This is a genomic window from Streptomyces sp. Root1310, from assembly GCF_001426425.1.
GTDB lineage: Bacteria > Actinomycetota > Actinomycetes > Streptomycetales > Streptomycetaceae > Streptomyces.
In genome coordinates this window covers 384,736-406,935 of the sequence record NZ_LMEQ01000031.1, presented here as the reverse complement: position 1 = coordinate 406,935, position 22,200 = coordinate 384,736, and the positions used below count along the sequence as shown (strand labels likewise).

Annotated in this window: 20 protein-coding genes; 8 read left to right on the top strand and 12 right to left on the bottom strand. The window is 73.5% G+C overall.

Annotated features, from left to right (window positions below):
• Positions 1 to 41 precede the first annotated feature (41 nt).
• Complete coding sequence (locus ASD48_RS32585; protein WP_057605400.1) at positions 42 to 917, bottom strand: LysR family transcriptional regulator; 876 nt, start codon at positions 915 to 917, stop codon at positions 42 to 44.
• A 174-nt stretch (positions 918 to 1,091) separates the two neighbouring features.
• Between ASD48_RS32585 and ASD48_RS32580 the strand changes: the two genes are divergently transcribed.
• On the top strand, positions 1,092 to 1,895 hold the full coding sequence (locus ASD48_RS32580) for an EamA family transporter (RefSeq protein ID WP_242432810.1): 804 nt from the start codon (positions 1,092 to 1,094) through the stop codon (positions 1,893 to 1,895).
• A 6-nt stretch (positions 1,896 to 1,901) separates the two neighbouring features.
• Here the strand turns inward: ASD48_RS32580 and ASD48_RS32575 are convergent, their stop codons facing one another.
• A complete protein-coding gene (locus tag ASD48_RS32575) occupies positions 1,902 to 2,288 on the bottom strand; it encodes a DUF5997 family protein (RefSeq protein ID WP_057605580.1) in 387 nt (128 codons plus the stop codon).
• A 58-nt stretch (positions 2,289 to 2,346) separates the two neighbouring features.
• Here ASD48_RS32575 and ASD48_RS32570 point away from each other — a divergent pair, with 58 nt between their 5' ends.
• Entirely contained in the window at positions 2,347 to 3,156 is an 810-nt protein-coding gene (locus ASD48_RS32570; RefSeq protein ID WP_057605399.1) for a LysR family substrate-binding domain-containing protein, read from the top strand.
• Between the two features lie 101 nt (positions 3,157 to 3,257).
• On the opposite strand, the gene ASD48_RS32565 is transcribed toward ASD48_RS32570, so the two are convergent.
• Positions 3,258 to 3,734 carry an Lrp/AsnC family transcriptional regulator gene (locus ASD48_RS32565; RefSeq protein WP_057605398.1) on the bottom strand — a complete coding sequence of 159 codons (477 nt, stop codon included), beginning with the start codon at positions 3,732 to 3,734 and terminating at the stop codon, positions 3,258 to 3,260.
• Positions 3,735 to 4,036: 302 nt separating this feature from the next.
• Here ASD48_RS32565 and ASD48_RS32560 point away from each other — a divergent pair, with 302 nt between their 5' ends.
• Both ASD48_RS32560 and ASD48_RS32555 read left to right on the top strand, forming a co-directional pair.
• Positions 4,037 to 5,551, top strand: a complete 1,515-nt coding sequence (locus ASD48_RS32560) for an FUSC family protein (protein WP_057605397.1) — start codon at positions 4,037 to 4,039, stop codon at positions 5,549 to 5,551.
• A 595-nt stretch (positions 5,552 to 6,146) separates the two neighbouring features.
• A complete protein-coding gene (locus tag ASD48_RS32555; RefSeq protein ID WP_057605396.1) occupies positions 6,147 to 7,187 on the top strand; it encodes a lactonase family protein in 1,041 nt (346 codons plus the stop codon).
• Between the two features lie 164 nt (positions 7,188 to 7,351).
• On the opposite strand, the gene ASD48_RS32550 is transcribed toward ASD48_RS32555, so the two are convergent.
• From ASD48_RS32550 to ASD48_RS32535, 4 genes are all read right to left on the bottom strand, one after another.
• Positions 7,352 to 8,275: a hypothetical protein gene (locus tag ASD48_RS32550; RefSeq protein ID WP_079074120.1), complete on the bottom strand. Its 924-nt coding sequence runs from the start codon at positions 8,273 to 8,275 to the stop codon at positions 7,352 to 7,354.
• 188 nt (positions 8,276 to 8,463) lie between these two features.
• A complete protein-coding gene (locus tag ASD48_RS32545; RefSeq protein ID WP_079074119.1) occupies positions 8,464 to 9,492 on the bottom strand; it encodes a BadF/BadG/BcrA/BcrD ATPase family protein in 1,029 nt (342 codons plus the stop codon).
• Positions 9,489 to 10,166, bottom strand: coding sequence for a uracil-DNA glycosylase (locus tag ASD48_RS32540; RefSeq protein WP_057605394.1), 678 nt, complete (start codon positions 10,164 to 10,166; stop codon positions 9,489 to 9,491). The genes ASD48_RS32545 and ASD48_RS32540 overlap by 4 nt, the downstream gene beginning before the upstream one ends.
• A gap of 81 nt (positions 10,167 to 10,247) precedes the next feature.
• Complete coding sequence (locus ASD48_RS32535; protein ID WP_057605393.1) at positions 10,248 to 11,333, bottom strand: sialidase family protein; 1,086 nt, start codon at positions 11,331 to 11,333, stop codon at positions 10,248 to 10,250.
• A 280-nt stretch (positions 11,334 to 11,613) separates the two neighbouring features.
• Here ASD48_RS32535 and ASD48_RS32530 point away from each other — a divergent pair, with 280 nt between their 5' ends.
• The gene (locus tag ASD48_RS32530) at positions 11,614 to 12,195 is read left to right on the top strand and encodes a hypothetical protein (RefSeq protein WP_057605392.1); all 582 of its coding nucleotides are present in this window, start codon (positions 11,614 to 11,616) and stop codon (positions 12,193 to 12,195) included.
• 117 nt (positions 12,196 to 12,312) lie between these two features.
• Here ASD48_RS32530 and ASD48_RS32525 read toward each other — a convergent pair whose 3' ends face one another.
• Complete coding sequence (locus tag ASD48_RS32525) at positions 12,313 to 14,010, bottom strand: acyl-CoA dehydrogenase family protein (protein WP_057605391.1); 1,698 nt, start codon at positions 14,008 to 14,010, stop codon at positions 12,313 to 12,315.
• Between the two features lie 73 nt (positions 14,011 to 14,083).
• Between ASD48_RS32525 and ASD48_RS32520 the strand changes: the two genes are divergently transcribed.
• Entirely contained in the window at positions 14,084 to 14,836 is a 753-nt protein-coding gene (locus ASD48_RS32520) for a PaaX family transcriptional regulator C-terminal domain-containing protein (RefSeq protein WP_057605390.1), read from the top strand.
• 81 nt (positions 14,837 to 14,917) lie between these two features.
• Here the strand turns inward: ASD48_RS32520 and ASD48_RS32515 are convergent, their stop codons facing one another.
• Complete coding sequence (locus tag ASD48_RS32515) at positions 14,918 to 15,721, bottom strand: pectate lyase (RefSeq protein ID WP_057605389.1); 804 nt, start codon at positions 15,719 to 15,721, stop codon at positions 14,918 to 14,920.
• A gap of 602 nt (positions 15,722 to 16,323) precedes the next feature.
• Here ASD48_RS32515 and ASD48_RS32510 point away from each other — a divergent pair.
• Positions 16,324 to 17,580 (top strand): PHB depolymerase family esterase, encoded by a 1,257-nt coding sequence (locus tag ASD48_RS32510; RefSeq protein WP_242432801.1) that lies wholly within the window; start codon positions 16,324 to 16,326, stop codon positions 17,578 to 17,580.
• 41 nt (positions 17,581 to 17,621) lie between these two features.
• Here the strand turns inward: ASD48_RS32510 and ASD48_RS32505 are convergent, their stop codons facing one another.
• Both ASD48_RS32505 and ASD48_RS32500 read right to left on the bottom strand, forming a co-directional pair.
• Entirely contained in the window at positions 17,622 to 19,019 is a 1,398-nt protein-coding gene (locus ASD48_RS32505) for a nucleobase:cation symporter-2 family protein (RefSeq protein WP_057605387.1), read from the bottom strand.
• 160 nt (positions 19,020 to 19,179) lie between these two features.
• Positions 19,180 to 20,556, bottom strand: coding sequence for an FAD-dependent oxidoreductase (locus ASD48_RS32500; RefSeq protein WP_057605386.1), 1,377 nt, complete (start codon positions 20,554 to 20,556; stop codon positions 19,180 to 19,182).
• Between the two features lie 199 nt (positions 20,557 to 20,755).
• Between ASD48_RS32500 and ASD48_RS32495 the strand changes: the two genes are divergently transcribed.
• On the top strand, positions 20,756 to 21,352 hold the full coding sequence (locus ASD48_RS32495; protein WP_057605385.1) for a DUF6214 family protein: 597 nt from the start codon (positions 20,756 to 20,758) through the stop codon (positions 21,350 to 21,352).
• A gap of 198 nt (positions 21,353 to 21,550) precedes the next feature.
• On the opposite strand, the gene ASD48_RS32490 is transcribed toward ASD48_RS32495, so the two are convergent.
• Positions 21,551 to 22,189 carry a DUF305 domain-containing protein gene (locus ASD48_RS32490; RefSeq protein ID WP_057605384.1) on the bottom strand — a complete coding sequence of 213 codons (639 nt, stop codon included), beginning with the start codon at positions 22,187 to 22,189 and terminating at the stop codon, positions 21,551 to 21,553.
• Positions 22,190 to 22,200: the final 11 nt, after the last annotated feature.

The window sequence follows — 22,200 nt, the reverse complement described above, 5'->3', positions numbered from 1 at the left end:
GATCGTAGTCAAGGCGACGGGCCGCGGGCGACTCCGGGGATTCACTGTGCGCGGTAGAGCGTGGTGAGCAGCTCGATCACGGCCTGCGTCGCGGGGTGCGGGTCGTCGCGCCACCACACCAGCCGGACGGCGACGGGCTCGGCGTCGCGCACCGGCCGGTAGACGACGCCGGGCCGCGGGTACTGGTTGGCGGTCGCCTCGGCGGTCATCCCGACGCTGCGGCCGGTGGCGATCACCGTCAGCCAGTCGTCGACGTCGTGGGTCTCCTCCGTGGCGGGGCGCGCGTCGGGCGGCCACAGTTCGGGGGTGGTGGTGCCGGTGCGGCGGTCGACCAGGAGGGTCCGGCCGCCGAGATCGGCCAGCCGTACCGAGCGGCGGCGGGCCAGCGGATCGTCGGCGGCCAGCGCGCACAGCCGCCGTTCCAGGCCGACGATCGCCGCGTCGAACCGACTGTCCTCCAGGGGCCGGCGCACCACCGCCATGTCGCAGGCGCCTTCCGCCAGACCGGCGCTCGCGGAGTTGACGCGCACCAGCTGGAGCTCCGTCCCGGGGTGCTGCGCCGTCCACTGACGCTGGAACGCGAGGGTGTGGCGGCCGAGCGCCGACCAGGCGTAGCCGATGCGCAACCGGGTGTGTCCGGAGGCCGCGTCCTGGACCAGGGCGTCCACCTCGCCGAGCACCCGTCGCGCGTGCGCCGCCACCCGCAGCCCGGTCGCGGTCGGCGTCACCACCCGGGAGGTACGCCTCAACAGCCTTACGCCCAGAGCCTGTTCGAGCGAGGCCAGGGTCCGGGACACCGCCGCCTGGGAAACCCCGAGCACGGCGGCGGCATCGGTGAAGCCGCCCTCGTCGATGATCGCCACCAGGCACCGCAGCTGCCGAAGCTCCACGCCCGGTCCTCGACCGCTGATATCCATGACCGCATCGTATAGATGGTTCGCGTCATGCATTTTGCGCAAGGCCGGACCGGGAGGACCATCCGGGTTATGCCCGCCGCGTCCGTGCCCGCGCCCCCGTCGACCGTCCCCACGGCGGTTCCCGTTTCCGCACCCGCGTCCCGTGGCGGGCGGCGGCTCGCCGGGCTGGCCACCATGGTCGGCAGCGGTCTGTCCAACCAGACCGGTGCCGCGATCGGTTCCCTCGCGTTTCCCGTGCTCGGTCCCACGGGGGTCGTCGCGGTGCGCCAGTACGTGGCCGCGCTCGTCCTGCTGGCCGTGGGCCGCCCCCGGCTGCGCTCCTTCACCCGGCGGCAGTGGGGACCGGTCCTGTCGCTGGCGCTGGTGTTCGGGACGATGAACCTGTCGCTCTACACGGCCATCGACCGCATCGGCCTCGGTCTCGCGGTGACCCTGGAGTTCCTCGGGCCGCTGACCATCGCGCTGGTCGCCGCACGCCGCCGGGTGGACGCCTGCTGTGCGGTGATCGCGGCGGCGGGCGCGGTCGTCCTGATGCGGCCGCAGCCGTCCACGGACTATCCGGGGATGGGGCTCGCACTGCTGGCCGCCGCCTGCTGGGCGTCGTACATCCTGCTCAACGGCACGGTCGGACGACGGGTCCCCGGCGCCCAGGGCGCGGCGGCCGCCGCGGCCGTCTCCGCCGTGCTGTTCCTGCCGGTCGGCGTGGTCCTGGTCCTGCGCCATCCGCCGACCGCGCAGTCCGTCGGCTTCGCCGTGGCCGCCGGGGTCCTCTCCTCCGCGGTGCCCTACCTCGCCGATCTGTTCACGCTGCGGCACGTGCCCGCCGCAGCGTTCGGCCTGTTCATGAGCGTCAACCCGGTGCTCGCCGCGCTGGTCGGCCGGTTCGGGCTGGGGCAGGACCTCGGCCTCGTCGACTGGTCGGCGATCGCCGCCGTCGTCTGTGCCAACGCCCTCAGCATGCTCGTGCCGCGCCGCTGACCGGGGTCAGGACTCGGATCGCTCCGCGTTGCGCTTCTTGATCCGGACGGTCTCCCTGCGGACCTCGGCCTGCGTGGCGCGCTCCTTCTCCAGCCACTCCGGTGCGGCGTCCTTGACGGCCTCGATCTGCTCGGTGGTGAGCGCCTCGGTCACCCCGGCGCGGGCCAGTCCGGCGATGGAGACGCCCAGCTTGGCCGCGACCACCGGACGGGGGTGCGGGCCGTTCTCGCGCAGCTTGAGCAGCCACTCGGGCGGGTTCGCCTGGAGTTCGTTCAGCTCGGCGCGCGAGACGACGCCCTCCTGGAACTCGACGGGCGTGGCGGGGAGGTGCACACCCAGCTTCTTCGCCGCGGTGGCGGGCTTCATCGTCTGGGTGTTCTGCTGCGACTTCATACCGTCCAGCGTATCGGCCGCGGCGAAGGCCTCCGACCACAGCCGGTAGCCTGGCGGGATGACCGACTCGGCGGACTCCCCCTCGTTCCGGCTCGCGTACGTCCCCGGAGTGACGCCCGCCAAGTGGGTGCGGATCTGGGCGGAGCGCCTGCCCGACACCCCCCTCGGCCTCCTCCAGGTGACCCCCGCGGAGGCCTCCGACGTCTTGCGCGAGGGCGCCGCGGACGCCGCCTTCGTGCGGCTTCCGGTCGACCGTACGGTGTTCAGCGCGATTCCCCTGTACACGGAGACCACCGTCGTCGTGGTGCCCCGGGACCATGTGATCACCGCGGCCGAGGAGGTCACGGTGGCCGACCTCGCCGACGAGGTGGTCCTCCACCCGCTGGACGACGTCCTCGGCTGGGAGCAGCTGCCCGGCGAGGCCGCCTACGAGCGTCCGGCGACCACCGAGGACGCGATCGAGCTGGTCGCGGCGAACATCGGCGTGCTGGTCGTGCCCCAGTCGCTGGCCCGCCTGCACCACCGCAAGGACCTCACCTACCGGACGGTCGTCGACGCCCCCCGGTCGGACATCGCCCTCGCCTGGCCCGAGGACGCGACCACCGAGCTGGTCGAGGACTTCATCGGCATCGTCCGCGGCCGCACCGTCAACAGCACGCGCGGCCGCGCCCCGCAGGCTCCGGCGGAGCGCAAGGGCGAGCGCGAGCGTCGAAAGCCGCAGACGGGCGGCGGTGCGGGCAAGAGCGCCGCCGGAGCCGCCCGCGGCCGCAGCGGTGGAGCCAAGGGCGGTGGCGCCAAGGGCGGTGCGGCGAAGGGCGGCGGCGGTCGGCGCGCCACCGGCGGCGGCAAGCCCCGCCGCCGGCCGTAGCGGGCCTCATCGCGAACGATGTGCGGACGGTCGACCTGACGCCCGAGGGTGACGGGGAGCGTCAACGATCCTGACGGGACCGAAAATTGCGAGGGCGGACGCTACTTCGAGGCCGCGCGCCCGATCGACTCCACCAGCGGCAGCAGCCGGTGCGGCACACGCTCGCGCAGCGCGACCTCGCTGCGGGTACGGACCACGCCGGGCAGGCTGATCAGCTTCTGGATCACGTCCTCCAGGTGCGCGTTGTCGCGCGCCACGACCCGGGTGATGAGATCGCCGCCGCCGGTGATGGAGAACGCCTCGACGATCTCCGGTACGGCGGCCAGCGCGTCGCCCACGTCGTCGAGGTGCCCCTGGGTCACCTCGATGTGCACGAACGCGAGCACCGGGTGGCCCAGCGCGGCGGGGGACAGTGACGGCGCCGAGCCGGTGATCACGCCGTCCCGCTCCAGCCGGTCGAGGCGGGCCTGCAGGGTCCCGCGCGCGACGCCGAGGAGCCGGGCGTACTCCCGCACGCTCGTCCGCGGCTGTTCGAGCAACAGGCGCAGGATCCGGGTGTCCAGTTCGTCCACGGCCATCCGGCGGGCCTCCTCGCACGTTCGTGATCGGCGCCGACTGTACCAATGGCCCGGCGATACGGCCGGGGTCCGGGCCACCGGCCGTGCGGGCGCCGCCGCCGAGGCCGTCCGCGGAAGTGTGCCGTTGGCAGGCTGATGGCCCGGGGGTTCCTGCCCCCGATGAGCCAATGGCCCAGTCGAGCCGGACCCTGTTGAACCACCAGCCCTCCGGATGCTCAAATGGGGGAGTCGATGGCGCTGCGGATCCCCGCGGCGCCTTTCTCATGTCGCGGTACATCAGGGTGGGGAAAGGGCGGGGCAGCTTGCTGAAGAGGGCGTTCGTGGCACCGGATCCCGGACGGGTGCGACTCAGGTTCGCCTCCCGGGCCGTGCTCGGCATCGGGCTGGCCGTCGCGCTGTGCGGGCCGGCCGGGCTTTCGCTGGTGGCGGCCATCACCGGTGGCCTGGCCGCGCTGCTCGCGCTGTTCACGGTGACGGACCCGACGGTGCGCGGACAGGCCGTGACCACCGGCCTGCTCCCGGTCGTCGGGCTGCCGGTGCTGGCGCTCGCGGCCGTCCTGCACGAGGTGCCCGTCGCCCGCGACGCGGCCTTCCTCGCCGTGGTCGGCGCCGGGGTGTACGCACGGCGCTGGGGGCCGCGCGGGCACGCGCTCGGGGTGTTCGCGTTCATGACCTTCTTCGCCGCCCAGTTCCTGCACACCGTCCCCGGTCAGCTGCCCGAGCTGTGCGCGGCCGTCCTGCTGTCGATCGCCGCGTCGTCCGCGGTGCGGTTCGGGGTGTGGCCCTACGAACGACGGCTCCCGGTGCCGGCGGCCGTCGCCCCGCCGACCGGCGGGACCGGCCTGGCGCGGATCACCACGCGGCAGGCGACGCAGGCGACCGTGGGCGCCGCCGTCGCCCTCGTCGTCGGGCAGGCCCTGTCGGACCAGCGGTGGTACTGGGCCGTGGGCGCCACCTGGTGGGTGTTCGTGAACACCACCTCGCGCGGCGAGACCCTCGTACGCGGGTTCCGGCGGTTCCTCGGGACCGTCCTCGGGATCGCGCTGGGCCTGCTCGTGGCCCTGCCCCTGCACGGCGATCCGGTGGCGACCGCCGTGGTCGTCGCGGTCGGCGTCTTCGGGATCTTCTACTCGGCCGCCGTGTCGTACACCTGGATGATGCTCGCCGTCACCGTCATGGCGAGCGCGCTGTACGGACTGCTCGGCCTGCTCGACCCGGCGCTGCTCGCCCTGCGGGTGACCGAGACGGCCGTAGGGGCGCTGGGGGCGGTACTGGCGGTGCTGCTGGTGCTACCGGTGACCACGCACTCCGTCACCGACGCCTGGGTGGAGCGCGCGCTGCGCTGTGTGCACCTGTGCACCGCCGAGGCCGCCGCGCGGCTCGCAGGTTCCGACACGGCGGACCCGGCCCGGCGGGTGGTCGAACTGGAGCAGATCCTCGCCCGGGTCCGGCTGTCGCTGGCGCCGCTGGTGCATCCGCTCAGCCCCCTGCGGGCGCGCAAGGGCCGGGCCCGGCACGTGCTGGAACTGCTCGACGACTGTGCCCGCGAGGTGCGCGGGCTGGCCTCGGTCGCCGCGGACCCCGAGGCCTCGCACGACGCCCGCCTCGTCGCCGCCTGCTGGCGCGTGGAGTCCGCGGTCGAGGCGCTCACCACGGCGCCGGCCGACGGACGGCCGCACCCCGCCGAGGCCGACGCCGTACCGCTCGGCGGCCCCGGGCCGGAGCCGGTGCTGGCCCACCTGCACGCCCTGGAGAGGGCCCTCCTCGAGCTCGCGGTCCCTCTGCGCGGCGCGTCCCGCGTCCCGTCCGGGACCTGAGCGGGTCCGGCCCTCTCGGCCCGCCGCCTCACCTGCCGGGCGCTCCTGGCCGCACCGGCCGACGGCAGGCCGCATCCGGCCGACGTCGTCGCCGTAACGCTCGGCGGGCAGGGGCAGGGGCAGGGGCAGGGGCCGGTGTCAGCCCCCTCCGCGTGTCCGGTCCGGGGCCTGAGCGGGTCGGCCCTCTCGGCCCTCTCGGCCCTCTCGGCCCTCTGGGTTCTCTCGGCCGGCCGCCCCTGCAGCGGGCGCGCGCGTGGCCGCACCGGATGTCGGGCCGCCGCATTCCGCCGCAACCGTGCCGCGCTGCTCGGGCCGGGGTCCGAGCCCGCGGCCGCACCGGCTGTCGGGCGGCCGCCGGCCGCCGAAGCCGTCGCCCTACCGCTCGGCGGGCCGGGGGCCCGAGCCCGGTGGTGGTCCACCTCCGCGTTCTGGAGCGGGCCGTTCTCGAGCGGCTCCCGGGTATGGCTGTCCGCCGCCCGGGCGCCGTTGCCGGGCCGAGCGAGCGCGCCTGGTCTAGACCGCTGGTGATCGACTGCTACGGTCACCCCGAGCAGCAGCGTCAGCAGCGGCAGCGGCGACCCGGGAGGGGACAGCGGTGGCAGACCTCGGCGGAAGGCGACGGCGGGCGTTCATCGGCTCGTTCACGGCGGCTGGAGGGCCCGGGATCGTGGCCGCCGCCGTGGACCCGGTCAGCGGTGCTCTGACCGTCCTGGGCAGCGTGAACGGGGTCCCCGACCCCTCGTATCTGGCCCTGTCGGCCACCGGGGACACGCTGTACGCGGTCAGTGAGACGGCGGACGGCGCGGTGGCCGCGTACCGGGTGACGGGCGACGCGCCGGAGCAGACCGGGCCGCCGGTGCCGGTCGGCGGCAGCGGCCCCACACACCTCAGCGTGTTCGACGGACACGTCCTCACCGCCAACTACGGCTCCGGCAGTGTCACCGCCGTCCCGGTCCGCGCCGACGGCACCCTCGCCCGCGTCGCCTCCGGCGTCCTCCGGCACTCCGGCTCGGGCCCGCACACGCGTCGCCAGCAGGGTCCGCACGCCCACCAGGTGCAGCCCGACCCGAGCGGCCGCTGGGCGGTCAGCGTGGACCTCGGAACGGATTCGGTACGGGTGTGCGCCCTGCGCGACGGCAACCCCGTCCTGCACCGCGAGCACGCGCTGCGCCCCGGCTCGGGGCCTCGTCACCTGGCCTTCCACCCGGGGGGCGGGTACGCCTACGTGGTCAACGAGCTCACCCCGACCGTCACCGTCTGCCGCTGGGACGCCTCGGACGGCTCGCTGAAGCCGCTGGCCGAGGCCGCGGTCCTGCCCGGCGCCCCGGCCGGGGACGCCTACCCCTCGGGCCTCGTCGTCTCGCCCGACGGCCGGTTCGTCTGGACCGCCACCCGCGGCGAGGACGTGCTCTCCGTGTTCGCAGTGGAGGGCGCGGGGGAGACGCTGCGACTGGTCGGGACGGTGCCCTGCGCCGGACACTGGCCGCGGGCCGTCGCCGAGTCCGGCGGTTTCCTGTACGTCGCGAACGAACGCTCGGGCGACGTCACCTGGTTCTCCCTGGACCCGGCGTCCGGCCTGCCCCGACGCGCCGGCTCGATCGCCGTCCCCGCCGCCGCCTGCGTGGTCATCGGCTGACCCGCACCGCCGACCGGCCCGCCGATTCGCGCCGCTCGGCGTTTCGTGCCGCCGACCGGCCTCGCGCCGACCCGGGGGTGACGCGGGGCGACGAGAGGCGACGCGAAGGGCCCGCTCCACACCCGGAGCGGGCCCTTCGTTCGTACGGCGTCCGTGCGTTCGGTTCAGCGGACCGGCGCGCCCTGGGGCTGCGGCGGGGCGATACCGAGGGCGGTCGTGTACTTGGCCAGCGCGAGCTTGCCGATGGCCGGGTACGGGCCGAGCGCCTCGGCGGCGGCACAGCCGGCTTCCCTGGCCGCTTCCTCGATCAGCGTGGCGTCGATCTCCGGGCCGATCAGGTAGGGCGCCAGCGCCAGCTGCTGGGAGCCGGAGGAGCGCAGCTGCTCGGCGACGGAGGCGATCGAGCCCTCCTGGTCGAGAGCCGCGGCCATCACCGGCACGGCGAGTCGCGCGGCGAGCAGCATGCCGGTGATCCCGGCGGCCTGCACGGCCTCCTCGCCGCCCACGGAGGCGAGGATGATGCCGTCCGCGGCCGTCGCGACGGTGAACAGCCGGGCGCGGTCGGCGCGGGCCAGACCGGCCTCGGACAGCCGCACGTGCAGGGCCTCGGCGAGCAGCGGGTGCGGGCCGAGCACATCGGTCAGCTCGGCCGCGATCCGGCTCTCCATGACGGCCTGGCGGACCTGGCGCAGCAGCGCGCCGTCGGGACCGGCCAGCAGCGGCACGACGACACCCACCGGGCCGTCGGGCTCCTTGACGTCCAGTCCGGCGGCACGGGCCTGCTCGAAGCGGGCGGTGCGCTCGTCGGCGGCGTGCGCGAGAACGGACTGGAGGGTGGGGAAACCGTCGTCGTCCCCGTCCAGGTAGCCGATGCGTGCGTCGAGGCCGGGCAGCTCGGAGCGGGCGATGCTCACGATCTCCTCGGCGAGGCCGCGCGTGGCGGCACTCGGCGGACCAGGCACCGCGAGGACGAGCGCGGGCGCGCCCTCGGGAGCCGCCACCGGCTCGGGTCGGCGGTGCCGCCCAGGCTGGCGGGGCCGCGGCATTCGTACTGGCAGGCCGGACGCGGGCCCAGTGGGGGAGCTCATGGCGACGCATGTTACTGGCTTCCTGGGCTCCCCTGTTCGGGGAGGGTGCACGTGAGCGGTATCCGTCCGGTTTTGTCTGATGAGTTACGTACGGATCAGAAGTGATCAGCGTGTTTTCCAGGCGACTTGCCCTCGGAGGCGGTAATCCCCCTTTTGGGGCGTGACGTACTTTCTCTACGCCTGATGCATCAGAGGGGTTTCACGGGGCCCTCCACCGAGAACAGACTCTCCTCGCGCGGCAGCGTGAGCGTGCCCGTCGCCAGTGCGGTGGCGATGCGCACGGCGCCGTCCAGCGGATCGCCCTCGGCGGGCACCCGCAGGGCGTGCGGCAGCAGCCGCGCGAGTTCCCCCTCCAGAGGGACGAGAAGAGGGTCGCCCACCTTGAACAGACCGCCGGTGAGAGCGATCCGGGGCTCTCCGCCGGCCGGGCAGACCGCGGCGGCCGACTCGGCCATGTGCCGGGCCGCGGTGCGCAGGACGCCGGCGGCGACCGGGTCGTCCTGGGCGCAGGCGGCCACCTGCGGCGCGAAGGAGGCGAGGACGGCCGGCCGGTCCGGACGCGGGTACAGCAGACCGGGCAGCCCGGTCATCGGCCCGAACCGCTCCTCGGCCAGGGCCAGCAGCGCAACCGACCCGCCGGGCCGCCCGTCGTAGGCGCGCAGGGCGGCTTCCAGACCGGCCCGCCCGATCCACGCGCCGCCGCCGCAGTCGCCCAGCAGATGGCCCCAGCCGTCCGCCCGCTGCCATGCCGTCAGGTCCGTACCGATGGCGATCAGGCCCGTCCCCGCGGCCACCACGGCGCCCGGCCGGGTTCCGAGAGCGCCGACGTAGGCGGTGACGGCGTCGGCGGCGAGCGCGGTCCTCCGGACGCCGAACTCCCGCGCCAGGGCGCCCGGGAGCTCCGCGCGCAGCGCGTCGCCCAGGGTGCCGAGCCCCGCCGCGCCCACGACCGCCGTGGCGGGCCCGGGGACACCGGTCTCCGCCGTCAACGCCCTGACCAGTGGGGTCAGTTGTGACATCAGGTGGTCCGGGTCGATGCCCCGCGGGCCGGTGCGCACGGGCACCGGGGACGAGCGCCGGCCGAGCGCACCGCGCCCGGCGGTCCCCAGGACGACCCGGAGACCTGAACCGCCCGAGTCCACGGCGAGGAAGCCGCCGCCGGAGACGGCCGCGTCGCCGGTCCCGGCCCCTTCGCCCGGACCGGCCCCGGCGGTCACGGCAGGCGCCAGTCCACCGGCTGACCTCCCTGCCGGACCAGCAGGTCGTTCGCCCTGCTGAACGGCCGCGAGCCGAAGAAGCCACGGTCCGCCGACATGGGGGAGGGGTGCGCCGACTCCACCGAGGGCAGGTCCCCGAGCAGCGGACGCAGGTTGCGGGCGTCGCGGCCCCACAGGACGGACACCAGGGGCTTGCCGCGCGCCGCGAGCGCCCGGATCGCCTGTTCGGTGACCTCCTCCCAGCCCTTCCCGCGATGTGCCGCCGGCTTGCGCGGAGCCGTGGTGAGCGCCCTGTTGAGCAGCAGCACCCCCTGCCGCGTCCACGGTGTCAGGTCGCCGTTGGACGGCTGGGGCAGGCCCAGGTCGGTGTTCAGCTCCCGATATATGTTGATCAGGCTGCCGGGCAGCGGGCGGACCTCCGGAGCGACCGAGAACGACAGGCCCACCGCGTGCCCGGGCGTCGGATACGGGTCCTGTCCGACGATCAGGACGCGGACGTCGTCGAAGGGCTGCTGGAAGGCCCGCAGGACGTTCTGTCCGGCAGGGAGGTAGGTGCGTCCCGCGGCGATCTCCGCGCGCAGGAAGTCGCCCATCTCGGCGATCTTCCCTGCGACGGGTGCAAGGGCCTCGGCCCAGCCCGGTTCGACGATTTCATGCAAGGGTCGTGGTGCCACGGCGTCACCCTACTGCCGTACACAGGCCGCTGATCAACCAGTGGCCGAGGCCGGCCGTCCGGCCCCCGCGGGCGGGTCGGTTCATCCGACCACCGCGGCCCGTACGCACAGGACGTCCGGCAGGTGCGAGGCCAACTGCCGCCAGCTGTCGCCGTCGTCGGCCGAGGCGAACACCTCGCCGTTGCGGTTGCCGAAGTACACGCCCGCCGGGTCCCCGTCGTCCGTGCAGAGCGCGTCGCGCAGCACCGTGCCGTAGTGGTCCTCCTGCGGCAGGCCCGCCGTCAGCGGCTCCCAGCTCTCGCCCGCGTCCGAGGTGCGGAAGACCCGGCAGCGGTGCTCGGCGGGCACCCGGTCCGCGTCGGCGTTGATCGGGAAGACATACGCCGTGTCCCCGCGCGTCGGGTGCGCGGCGACGGCGAACCCGAAGGTGGAGGGCAGGCCCGCGCCGATGTCGGTCCACTGCCCGCCCGCGTCGTCGCTGCGGTAGACCCCCCAGTGGTTCTGGAGATAGAGACGGTCCGGATTCGCCGCGTCCCTCGCGACCTTGTGCACGCACTGGCCGAACTCCGGGTTCGGATCCGGCAGGAACACCGCGGAGACACCGGAGTTGGCGGGCGCCCAGTTCGCGCCGCCGTCGCTCGTGCGGAACACCCCGGCGGTGGACACCGCGACGGTCACCGACCGCGGGTCGCGCGTGTCGGTGAGAACCGTGTGCAGGCCCTCCCCGCCGCCGCCCGGCACCCACTTCGAGCGCGTGGGGTGCTCCCACAGGGGGCGTACCAGCTCGAAGCTCTCGCCGCGGTCCTCCGAGCGGTACAGGGCGGCCGGTTCCGTGCCCGCGTACACCACGTCCGGCTCGGCGGCGGCCGGGTGCAGTTGCCACACCCGCTCCAGCGAGGCATCCGTGTCCTGCGGGAACCTGACGGCGGGGGCGGCCGGTTCGGTCCATGTCCGCCCGAGGTCGTCGGAGTGGAACACCGACGGACCCCAGTGCGCGCTGTCGCCGCCGGCCAGCAGCCGCGGCCGGTCGCCGCGGGTGTCGATGGCGACCGAGTAGATCGCCTGTGCGTTGAAGTAGGGGGATTCGTCGAACTCCCATGCGCCACCGCGCCGACGCCCCAGGAACAGGCCCTTGCGCGTGCCCACGGCAAGCAGTGTCTCGGTCATGCCCGATCACCTCCGCTGTGTCTTTGACGTCCTTGTCCCAGACATCGGCCAGTCTGCACCCCGCCACTGACAGTCACCTCCGGAAGCGCCGTCGCCGCAGGTCACGGCGGATACGGCGGGCCGGGAGCGCAAGACATCGGCCACTTTCGCCGGGACGCCTGCGCGGGCGCCGGGCGCGTGGCACCGTCGGGACGGGGGATTCGCCCTGAGCATCAGGCGCGTGCGCCCCGTATGGGAGGGCGGCCGGGATGTTCATGCGCTCATGAGGAGGAAGCCTTCGATGGCGTTCCGTGGTCCGAAGGTGTGGCTGTGGCGCTGGCGGCGCAACCCGCTCAAGCGCCGCGCCGACACGGTGGAGGCCTGGGTCGTGCTGGGCGTGTGGGCGCTGACCGTCCTCGCCGGGGTGCTGGCGGGGTGGGCGACCGCGGGGTCCGTCGAACACGGTCTGGCGCGGGAACGCGTCGAGTGGCGGCCCCTCCTGGGGCGGTTGACCGAGCGGGCCCCGGGCAGGGCCGCCGTGAACGGCTCCTCCGCCGGTGATCAGGTGTGGGCGAAGGTCGGCTGGACCGGACCGGACGGCTCGGCCCACCAGGGCCAGGTCCGGGTGGGTCCCGGCAGTGCCGTGGGCACCCCCGTCACGGTGTGGACGGACCGGCAGGGGCGCCTGGTGACGAAACCGGCCACGGCCGCCCAGGCCAGACTGCGCGCCTCCCTGGTCGGCGGTCTGGCGGGGGTCGGCGCGGCCGTCCTCCCCTTCGCGGGGGGCCGTGTCCTGCGGGGCCGCATGGAGCGCAGGCGCGTCGAGCAGTGGGACACCGACTGGGCCCGCTTCGACGCGCTCTGGGGCCGCCCGACGGGCTGACCCGGCGCCCCGTGCCCCGGCCCGCCGAGCCCGGCTCGCCCCGGACGGAGACCCGACGACCGGGCCGGGGAGCACGGGCAGCCGAGAGGGCCCGGCGACGGCTCCCCCGCGAAGACGTCAGCTCGTGCCGGGAAGGCTCCGCTCCAGGATCCCGTCGAGGTCGGCGCCGTCCGGGAGCGTGCCGAAGGCGTACCCCCAGTCGCCGCCAAGCCGGGTCGCGCAGAACGCGTCGGCGACGGCGGGCGGGGCGTGCCGGACCAGGAGCGAGGCCTGGAGGGTGAGGGCCATCTGCTCCACCAGACGGCGCGCGCCGGCCGGTGTCGTCTCGCCCAGCCGGTCACGCAGCCGCGAGACGGCGGCGTCGAGGCGGGCGTCCGCGCCCCGGGCCAGCGCGAGTTCGCCGAACAGGGCGTCCGCCGTCGCCGGTTCGCGGGTCAACGCGCGCAGCACGTCGAGGGCGTTGACGTTGCCCGAGCCCTCCCAGATGGACAGCAGGGGCGCCTCGCGGTAGTGCCGGGGCATTCCCGAGTCCTCCACGTAGCCGTTGCCGCCGAGGCACTCGAGGGCCTCCGCGGTGAAGGCCGGACCTCGTTTGGTCACCCAGTACTTGCCGACCGCGGTGGCGATCCGCCGGAAGGCCCGCTCGGCATCCCGGCCGTCGTCCCCGCGCACCGCCCGGTCCGCCGCGCCGGCCAGCCGCAGGGTGAGCGTGGTGGCGGCCTCCGACTCCAGCGCCAGGTCGGCCAGCACATTGCGCATCAGCGGCTGGTCCAGCAGCCGCGCCCCGAACGCGCTGCGGTGCCGCACGTGGTGCCCCGCCTCCACGAGCGTCTTGCGCATCAGCGTCGCGGACATCATCACGCAGTCGAGGCGCGTGCAGTTGACCATCTCGATGATGGTCTTCACGCCCTGTCCCTCGGGCCCGACCAGCCAGGCCACGGTCCCGTCGAACTCGGGCTCGGAGGACGCGTTGGAGCGGTTGCCCAGCTTGTCCTTCAGCCGCTGGACGCGGAACGTGTTGCGGGTGCCGTCGGGCAGCACGCGCGGCACCAGGAAGCACGAGAGCCCGTCCGGCGCCTGCGCCAGCACCAGGAAGAGATCGCACATGGGCGCCGACGTGAACCACTTGTGCCCGCGCAGGGTGTACACCCCGGGCTCCGCCGTGGGCCGGGCCGACGTCGTGTTCGTCCGGACGTCGGAGCCGCCCTGCTTCTCGGTCATCCCCATGCCCGCGAGCAGCCCGCGCTTCTGCGTCGGCACCCGCAGCCCCGGGTCGTACACCCGGCCGGTCAGCAGCGGCTCGTAGACGGCGGCGAGTTCCGGCTGGCGGCGCAGCGCCGGGACGGCCGCATAGGTCATCGACGTGGGGCAGCCGTGCCCGGCGTCCGTGTGCCCCCAGGCGAGACCGCCCGCCGTGCGCGCCACATGGGCGCCAGGCCGGTCGTCCGCCCAGGGCGCGCCGGCCAGTCCCTCCGCGACCGCGACCCGCATCAGCTCGTGCCAGGCGGGGTGGAAGTCGACCTCGTCGACGCGGTGCCCGTAGCGGTCGTGCGTGCGCAGGACGGGTTCGTGCCGGTTGGCCAGCTCGCCCCACTCCTGCGCCTCGACGCCGCCGGCCAGCAGACCGATCCGGCGGACGTCCGGCTCCGCCCATCCGGCGCCCTCCCGGCGCAGCCCCTCCAGCAGGGCCACGTCGTCGGAGGCGTCGTACGGGGCCAGCGGCGGAGGCTGGTTGGTGACGTCGTGCGTGGCGTACGACGAGACGGGCGGCGCCGGGTGTGCCTGCGGCTGCGGCTGGGTGAGTATCTGGGCCATGCGACCCATGTTGCACTTTCCCTACAGGTGTAGCAATAGTGCAACATCGGAACCGCACGTACAGTACGGCCTCATGCGGATGAACGTGACGGCGCAGCCCGGCGAGGTCGACCTGCCCCCGCTGTCCGCGCGGTCGGTGGTCCTGAGTCTGCTGCTGGGCACGCATCCGCCCGAGATGGCGGCGAAGGACCTGGTGCGCGGGGTGGAGCCGTTCGGCGTCGGCGGATCGACGGTGCGGGCGGCGCTCAGCCGGATGGTGGCGGCGGGCGACCTGCGGCGGACGGACGGCGTCTACCGGCTCAGTGACCGGCTGCTGGAGCGCCAGCGCCGCCAGGACGACGCCGTGCACCCGGACATGCGCGCGTGGGACGGCACGTGGGAGATGGCCGTCATCACCGCGACCGGCCGCGGCCCCGCCGAGCGCGCCGAACTGCGCGGCCGGCTGAGCGCCCTGCGGCTCGCCGAACTGCGCGAGGGGGTCTGGCTGCGGCCCGCCAATCTGGGCCGGCCCTGGCCCGCGGATCTCGGGGACGTGCTCCAGCACTTCACCGCCCGTCCCGGCCCGCCCGCCTCCGACCTGGCCGCCGGGCTGTGGCCGCTCGACGCGTGGGCGCGGACGGCCCGGGTCCTGCTGGCCCACGTCGAGCGGACCCGGCGGCCCGCCGACCGCTTCACGGCCCTCGCGGCGGTCGTACGGCACCTCCTCGCCGACCCCGTGCTGCCGGCCGCGCTGCTGCCCGCCGACTGGCCGGGGCCGGCCCTGCGCACCGCCTACGGTCACCACCGACGCGAGCTCGTCGCCACGGCGTCGGGAGCGGGCGCATAGGTACGGCGGCCGTGCGAAGCGCCGTGCGGGGACGCTTCGTACGGCCGCCTGCCTACCGTGGGGGGACCGGTGGGGAGGGGGTTACTTGTAGGTGATGTCGGAGGACGCGTACTTGCAGTAAGTCCCGTCCGCACTGGTGCCGTTGGTGGTCGGCTCGGCACCGGTGTTGTTGCCGATGTACTTCTGGCACGGGATGATCTTCTTGCTGCTGTCCCCGACGATCGTGATCTTCTTCAGGGTCGCACTGTCGCCGTAGTTGGTGTTGATGCCGACGAGTTTGCTGCCCGAGTAGGTGGCCTCGATGGTGTTGAGGTTGATCGTCCGCTTGTACTGCGTCGAGCAGTTGCCGCAGGAGCGGATGAAGGTGCCGAAGGTCTGCACCGCGAAGTTGGAGACGTTCAGCGTGCCGGCGCCGTTGAACTGGAACACCTTGTCGCTGGCCGACCGCGCGCCACCGCCCGAGACGGTGTACACGTTGGACGACGAGGAGCCGCGGAAGGTCGCCGCGTCCTCGCCGACGTCCTCCCACCAGACGTTCTGCAGGGTGCAGGCGCCCTTGCAGTGGATGCCGTCGGCGGCGGGGGCGCCGATGATGACGTTCTTGAGCACCGCGCCCGCGGCCAGTTCCAGGATCGGCCCCTGGTCCTCGTCCTGGCTGCCGCTGCCCAGGTCGCCGGTGCCGTAGAGGCGGATCATCCCGTAGTCCTTGGTGCCGGACACCGCGATGGTGGAGGAGACCGCCTGGCTGCCGGTCGCGCTGGGCCAGGTGGCGGCGTCCGCCGGAGTCAGTGCTCCGGTAGTCATGATCATGCCAACCGAGAGTGTGAGGGCGGCGAGAGCGCCGGTCAGGGTGCGCCGTCGGCGCGGCGGTACTGGTGAAGTCATGTCCCGATGCCTTCTTCCAGGTGGGGGATGGTGGGGGTGCTCCGGGTCGCCGGAGTGTTCCGGGCGGCCTCGGTGGTGCGGCCGTGCGCGACGGGGGCGGACCTTTGCGCCGGTGTGCGTGGGGGCCCTGTGCGCATGCGGGTGCGTCCCTTCGGGGGAGGGAGGATGGTCAGGTATCTGAATGTCGCGTGCCCTGTTGAACGACCTGCGCGGACACCGCGGTCCTTTGCCGGTCGATCCGAGCGGCTCGGTCACACTGCTGAACGGAACGTAGGGGGCAAGCGCTTTCTAGTCAACGCTTTGCGCAGAACACATTCGGCCACTCGGCCAGGCTCCGGCCAACCAGTAAGGGCTTGCCGCGAGTTGCCGTGGGAGCGCTTCCATGGCAAGCGTGTGCATGTCACCATGCGGTGCGGACGTCCCCCTCGTCAGTGTCGGAGAGGGGCATGCGTCCGGGTCTGTCCACGCGGACCCGCGCCACCTGCCGAGCCGCCGCCTTCCTCCCGCGCACCCCACGTACGACGTCCCCCGAGCCGCTACCAGAAAGGGACAAGCGCGTGTCGAACTCCCCTGGGAAAGCCTTGCGTTCGTTATGCGGGGCTTTGCTGCTCCTGCTCACCGCCGCTCTCCTCACCGCTCCCGCCGCCTTCGCCCGGCCACAGGCCGCCGCGCCGGTCCCCGCGGCCACCCTGACCGAGGTCACCGGCTTCGGTGCCAACCCCAGCAACCTGCAGATGTACGTCTACGCACCGGCCGGCGTCACCGCCCACCCGCCGGTGCTCGTCGCGGTGCACTGGTGCGGCGGCTCCGGGCCCGCGATGTACTCCGGCACCGAGTACTCCCAACTCGCCGACCGGTACGGGTTCGTGATCGTCTACCCGTCCGTCACCCGGAGCAGCAAGTGCTTCGACGTCTCCTCGCCCCAGGCGCTCCGGCGCGGCGGCGGCAGCGACCCGGTCGGCGTCAAGTCGATGATCGACTGGGTGACCGCCGCCTACGGGGCCGACACCGGCCGCGTCTACGCCACCGGTATCTCCTCCGGGGCGATGATGACCAACGTCCTGCTCGGCGACTATCCCGACGTGTTCGCCGCCGGTTCCGCCTTCTCCGGGGTCCCCTTCGGCTGCTTCGCCACCACCGACGGCTCCGAGTGGAACAGCGCCTGCTCAGGTGGCACCGTGATCCGCACGGCGCAGGAGTGGGGCGACCTCGTCCGTGCGGCCTACCCGGGCTACACCGGGTCCCGGCCGCGGATGCAGGTGTGGCACGGCACCGAGGACGACGTGCTGCGCTACCCCAACTTCGGTGAGGAGATCAAGCAGTGGACCAACGTGCGGGGGGTGGGCCAGACCCCGGCCGCCACCGACTCGCCCGTCGCGGGCTGGACCCGCACCCGGTACGGCGGCTCGGGTGACCAGGCCCCCGTGGAGGCGGTCAGCCTCCAGGGCGTCGGCCACAACCTGTACGCCTGGGGCATGGCCGCCCGCGTGATCACCTTCTTCGGCCTGGACGCCGCCGGCCCCACCCCGCAGCCCCAGCCCGGCGGGTGCCGGGTGACCGCGACGACCAACGCCTGGAGTACCGGTCTGACCGCCTCCGTGACCCTGACCAACACCGGAACCACCACGGTCGACGGCTGGCGGCTCGGCTTCACGCTGCCCTCCGGCCAGACCATCACCAACGGCTGGGGCGCCACCTACGCACCGGCCTCCGGAGCGGTGACGGCGACCAACGCCACCTACAACGGCACGCTCGCCCCGCAGGCGAGCGTCACCATCGGCTACCAGGCGAACCACACCGGCAACAGTGCGGCGCCCGCTGCCTTCACGCTCAACGGGGCCACCTGCGCCGCGAGTTGACGATTCGTGGGCGGCCGGGTCCACCGGCCGCCCGCGGCCGTCTAGACGACCTCTTCCCTCGACTTCTGCGGCTCGTCCCCGACCGGCTCCTCGCCGCCGCCGGTCGGCGGGGCGACCGCCTGCGGTGCCGAACCGGCCCCAGCGGCAAGGTGGTTGAACAGCAGGTTCAGGACGATCGCCGTCAGACAGCCCGCGCTGATGCCGCTGTTCATCACTGTCCGGAACCAGTCGGGGAACTGCTCGTAGATCGTCGGCACGCCGACCGGCAGTACGCCCATCGCGACCGACACGGCCACCACCGTCAGGTTGTGGTTGCCCTTGAAGTCGACCTCGGCCAGCGTCCGCAGACCGCTCGCGGCGACCGTCCCGAACATCACCAGGCCCGCCCCGCCGAGGACCGGCGCCGGAACGGCGGCCACCACCGCGCCCAGCTTGGGCAGCAGGCCCAGCAGCACCAGGATGCCGCCCGCGGCGGCGACGACCCAGCGGCTGCGCACCCGGGTCATGCCCACCAGGCCGACGTTCTGCGCGTACGCCGTGTAGGGGAAGGTGTTGAAGACACCGCCGAGGACGGTCGACAGCCCGTCGGCGCGCAGGCCGTCGGAGAGGCTGCGCGGCTCGACCTTGCGGCCGGTCATCTCGCCGACCGCGATGAGGTCACCCGTGGTCTCGGTCATCGTGACCAGCGCGACGACCAGCATCGCGATGATCGCCGACGCCTCGAAGGCGGGCGCGCCGAAGTGGAACGGGGTACTGATCCCGACCCAGTCCGCGTCCCCGACCCCGTCGAAGTCGGTGAACCCGAACGGTACCGAGACCGCGAGCCCCACCACGATGCCGATCAGTACCGCGATCCGGCTCAGGAACGGCGGCGCGAACCGCTGCACGGCGAGCACCACGGCGAGGACGAACGCGGCGAGTCCGATGTTCTTCGGCTCCCCGAAGTCCGCCGAACCGGCCCCGCCCGCGACCCAGTTGCCCGCGACCGGCAGCAGCGAGATGCCGATGATCAGGATGACGGTGCCCGTGACCAGCGGCGGGAAGAAGCGCAGCAGTCTGCCGAACAATGGCGCCAGCAGCATGATCGCGAGCCCGGCGACGATCACCGACCCGTAGATCGCGGGCAGTCCGCCGCCCGTCGTCCCGATCAGCACCATGGGGGACACCGCCGCGAACGTGCAGCCCTGCATGATCGGCAGCCGTACGCCGAACCGCCAGAAGCCGACACACTGGATCAGTGTGGCGATGCCGCACACCAGCAGGTCGGCGGTGATCAGATACGCCAGGTCGGCGGGCGACAGCTTCATCGCACCGCCCACGATCAGGGGCACGGCCACCGCGCCCGCGTACATGGCGAGCACGTGTTGGAGGCCGAACGCGGCCAACTGCCGTGCGGGTGGCACCTCGTCGACGGGGTGAACGGGGGCGGTCATGGTCATGGGCACTCCAGGGCGGCGGGGGCATCCGAGCAGGGCAGGGCAGGCCGGTCGGGCCGAACGGCCAGGACTGGCGGGCCGGGCCGAACGGACGGGACGGCACGGGGTAGGGCGTCAGGTCGAACAGCACGAGAACGTACGGGACTTAAACAGTTTGTTGATTTCATTCAGGTTGCTGCTGTGTGTCCTGTACACCGATCCTGGTGGGATCCACCGCCGTCCACAGCGCCGCCCAGTCCGGCAGCTTCACCACACCCCGCCCGAGTGAGGCGCCCAGTGCCGCCTCGGCCCGCTCGATCGCCAGCCATCCCGCCCACTCGACGGGTTCGGCCCCGGCGGCCCGCAGCAGGTCGAGCGGATCACCCGGCAGCTCCCGCCCTGCGAGGACGGGGGCGTCCTCCAGCAGGGAGGTCGCCGTCTCCTTCGCGCACGGCCGGTTGGTGCCGATCACCCCGGTGGGCCCACGCTTGATCCAGCCCGCCACGTACTCGCCCGGCGCCACCACGCCCTCGCGCAGGACCCGCCCCGCGAGATGCGGCACCGTGCCCTGCTCCGGATCGAACGGCAGCCCTTCCAGGGGCACCCCGCGATAGCCCACCGACCGGAGCGCCAGTTGTGCCCCGATGTCCTCGTACCGCCCGGTGCCGGTCACTCCGCCGTGCGCGTCCGGAACGGTCCGCTCGAAACGCACCGCGCCCAACCGGCCTTTGTCGGCGAGCAGTTCGACGGGGCGCAGGAAGAACCGGAGCCGGATCCGCCGCCGTGAACCGGGCGTCGGCGTGTTCGCCGCCCAGCCGCGCAGCACCTCCACGTTGCGCCGCTGTGCCGCCGGCAGCGCGGAGGGGTCGCCGTACGCCGGGTCCAGCGCCAGCTCGGTCTCGTCCACGAGCACCTCGGTGTCCGGCAGGCCGGCCAGTTCGCGCAGCTCCTTGGTGGTGAAGCGGGCCTGCGACGGGCCCCGCCGCCCCACCATGTGGATCTCGCCGACCTCGCTCGCCGCCAGCGCGGTCAGCGCCGCCTGGGGCATGTCGGTCGGGGTGAGCTCGGCCGTCTGCCGGGCCAGGATCCGGGTGACGTCCACCGCCACGTTCCCCACGCCCACCACCACCGCCGAGCGGACGTCCCGCAGGAACCCGCCGGCGACGGTGTCCGGGTGCGCGCTGTACCAGGACACGAACTCCGTCGCCGACCAGCTGCCCGGCAGCTCCTCGCCGGGCACGCCGAGGTGCCGGTCGGTCGCGGCGCCCACGCAGTACACGACCGCGTGGTACAGCTCGCGCAGCCGGGCCGTCGGCACCCCGCCCGTCCCGACCCGGATCCCGCCGAGGAAGCGCACCCGCTCGTGCTCGAGCACCGCGCGCAGATTGTTCTGGAGCGACTTGATCTTCTCGTGGTCCGGGGCGACGCCGTAGCGCACCAGCCCGTACGGGCACGGCAGCCGGTCCAGGACGTCGACGAGCACCTCGGGGTCCTGCTGGACCAGACTCTGGGCGGTGTAGACCCCACTCGGCCCCGAGCCGACGACGGCGACACGCAGCACGCGGAACTCCTTACCCAAGGGGACGGAGGAGATCGCTGGTGTCTCCAGCATCGCATCAGCGCGGCTCCGCTGACAGGGTGCTGTGCGTGCTCGGTGCGCGCGTGTCCGTTCGTATGGAAAGTGATCATTCGGTTACGTTGCGTGTGTGCTAGAAGCATCGTTTCTTAATCTTTCTGATCGTTCCGCCGAGGACGGCACGGTGTCCGTATGGCCCGCGTGGGAGGTCCAGGAAGCCGGGGGCGCCACGTCCTGGTTCCATGTGCGGCTGGGGTTCGTGGACGGTGCGCGCGTGGAGCTGCTGGCCGTCGTCTGCGGGGGGCGTGTCTCCGTCGAGGACGTCCGCGCCCAGCCGCCCCTGTCGCTCGTGGACCTGACGGTGCTCGCGGACTGGATCGAGGGGCCGCTGTTCGAGAGGTGCGACGAAGGCGGCGCCCTCGAAGCGGCGGACGGGCAGGGCGGCGGGGACGCGGCGGACATGCTGAACCCGCCGTCCATGGCCGAGATGGCCGACATGGCGGACGTGGACGGCGGGTTCGACGCGGAAGACGCGCGGGAACCGGCCGTCGCCGGGGATGCCGGCGAGGCGTTCGCCCCTCGGCGGGCCCGTCCGGCCTGGCCGCGCGGCGTCGAGGGGCGGTGGCTGGTGGCGCAGGAGTACCGCGCGGCCCAGGAGGAGGGGGCGGACCCCGTCCTCGCGGTCATGTGCGCCACGGGACACAGCCGACGCAGGTCGCTCAGGCTGATCGCGCAGGCGCGTGACGCGGGATACCTGAGCCCACGTCACGCCCGTCGCTGACACGGCTCATTGCCGAGGGTCGGTGGCATGACCCGCTGAACTCGCCTGTTTCACAGGCCCGTTGGACCGACCTGTTCGGCCGGTCCCGTTGGCCGGTCAGCCGTCGATGCCTGAGACGGGTTCTGAAGCCTGAGGCGGGGTTCCGGGGCTTGTGACGGGGCTCCGGGGCCTGCCTGCGAGGTCCAGTGGGACCGGGGGTCACTGCATCCCGCGCATCCGGGTGATCTCGCTCGTCTGCTGCGCGATCACATCGTCCGCCATCTCCTCGATCCGCACGTTGTTGCCCCGCGCCTTGACGTCCGCGGCCATGGTGAGGGCGCCCCCGTGGTGGGTGATCATCAGGGACAGGAACAGGGCGTCGAACGCCTTGCCGCGGGCCGCGCGCAGCTGGGTCAGCTGCGCCTCGGTGGCCATGCCGGGCATCGCCGTGTGGTCGTGCTCTCCGCCCGTCTCGTCCTCGCCGTAGGTCGTGAGCCAGCCCTTCATGGCTTCGATCTCCGGTCCCTGCGCGGCGCCGATCCGCGACGCGAGACCCTTCACGGCCTTCGACGCGGCCTGTTTCGGCGCGAGTTCGGTCATTTCCAGGGCCTGGGCGTGGTGCCGGATCATCATCTGCGCGTACGCCACGTCGGCGGAGTTGGGCGTGTCGTCATCGGCGCGCTGCCCGGCCGCGTCCTGGGCGGAGAGAGTCCGGTTCGACTCGCCCGGCTTGCCCGGTGCGATCACCGAAGGGCCGCTCGCCGCACCCGACTTGGTGTCCGGCCCGGAGTCGCACCCCGCGAGGGCGAGGGCGAGCAGCAGTGAGGCTGAGACGAGGGGCGCGCGGCGGACGAGCACAACGACCTCCT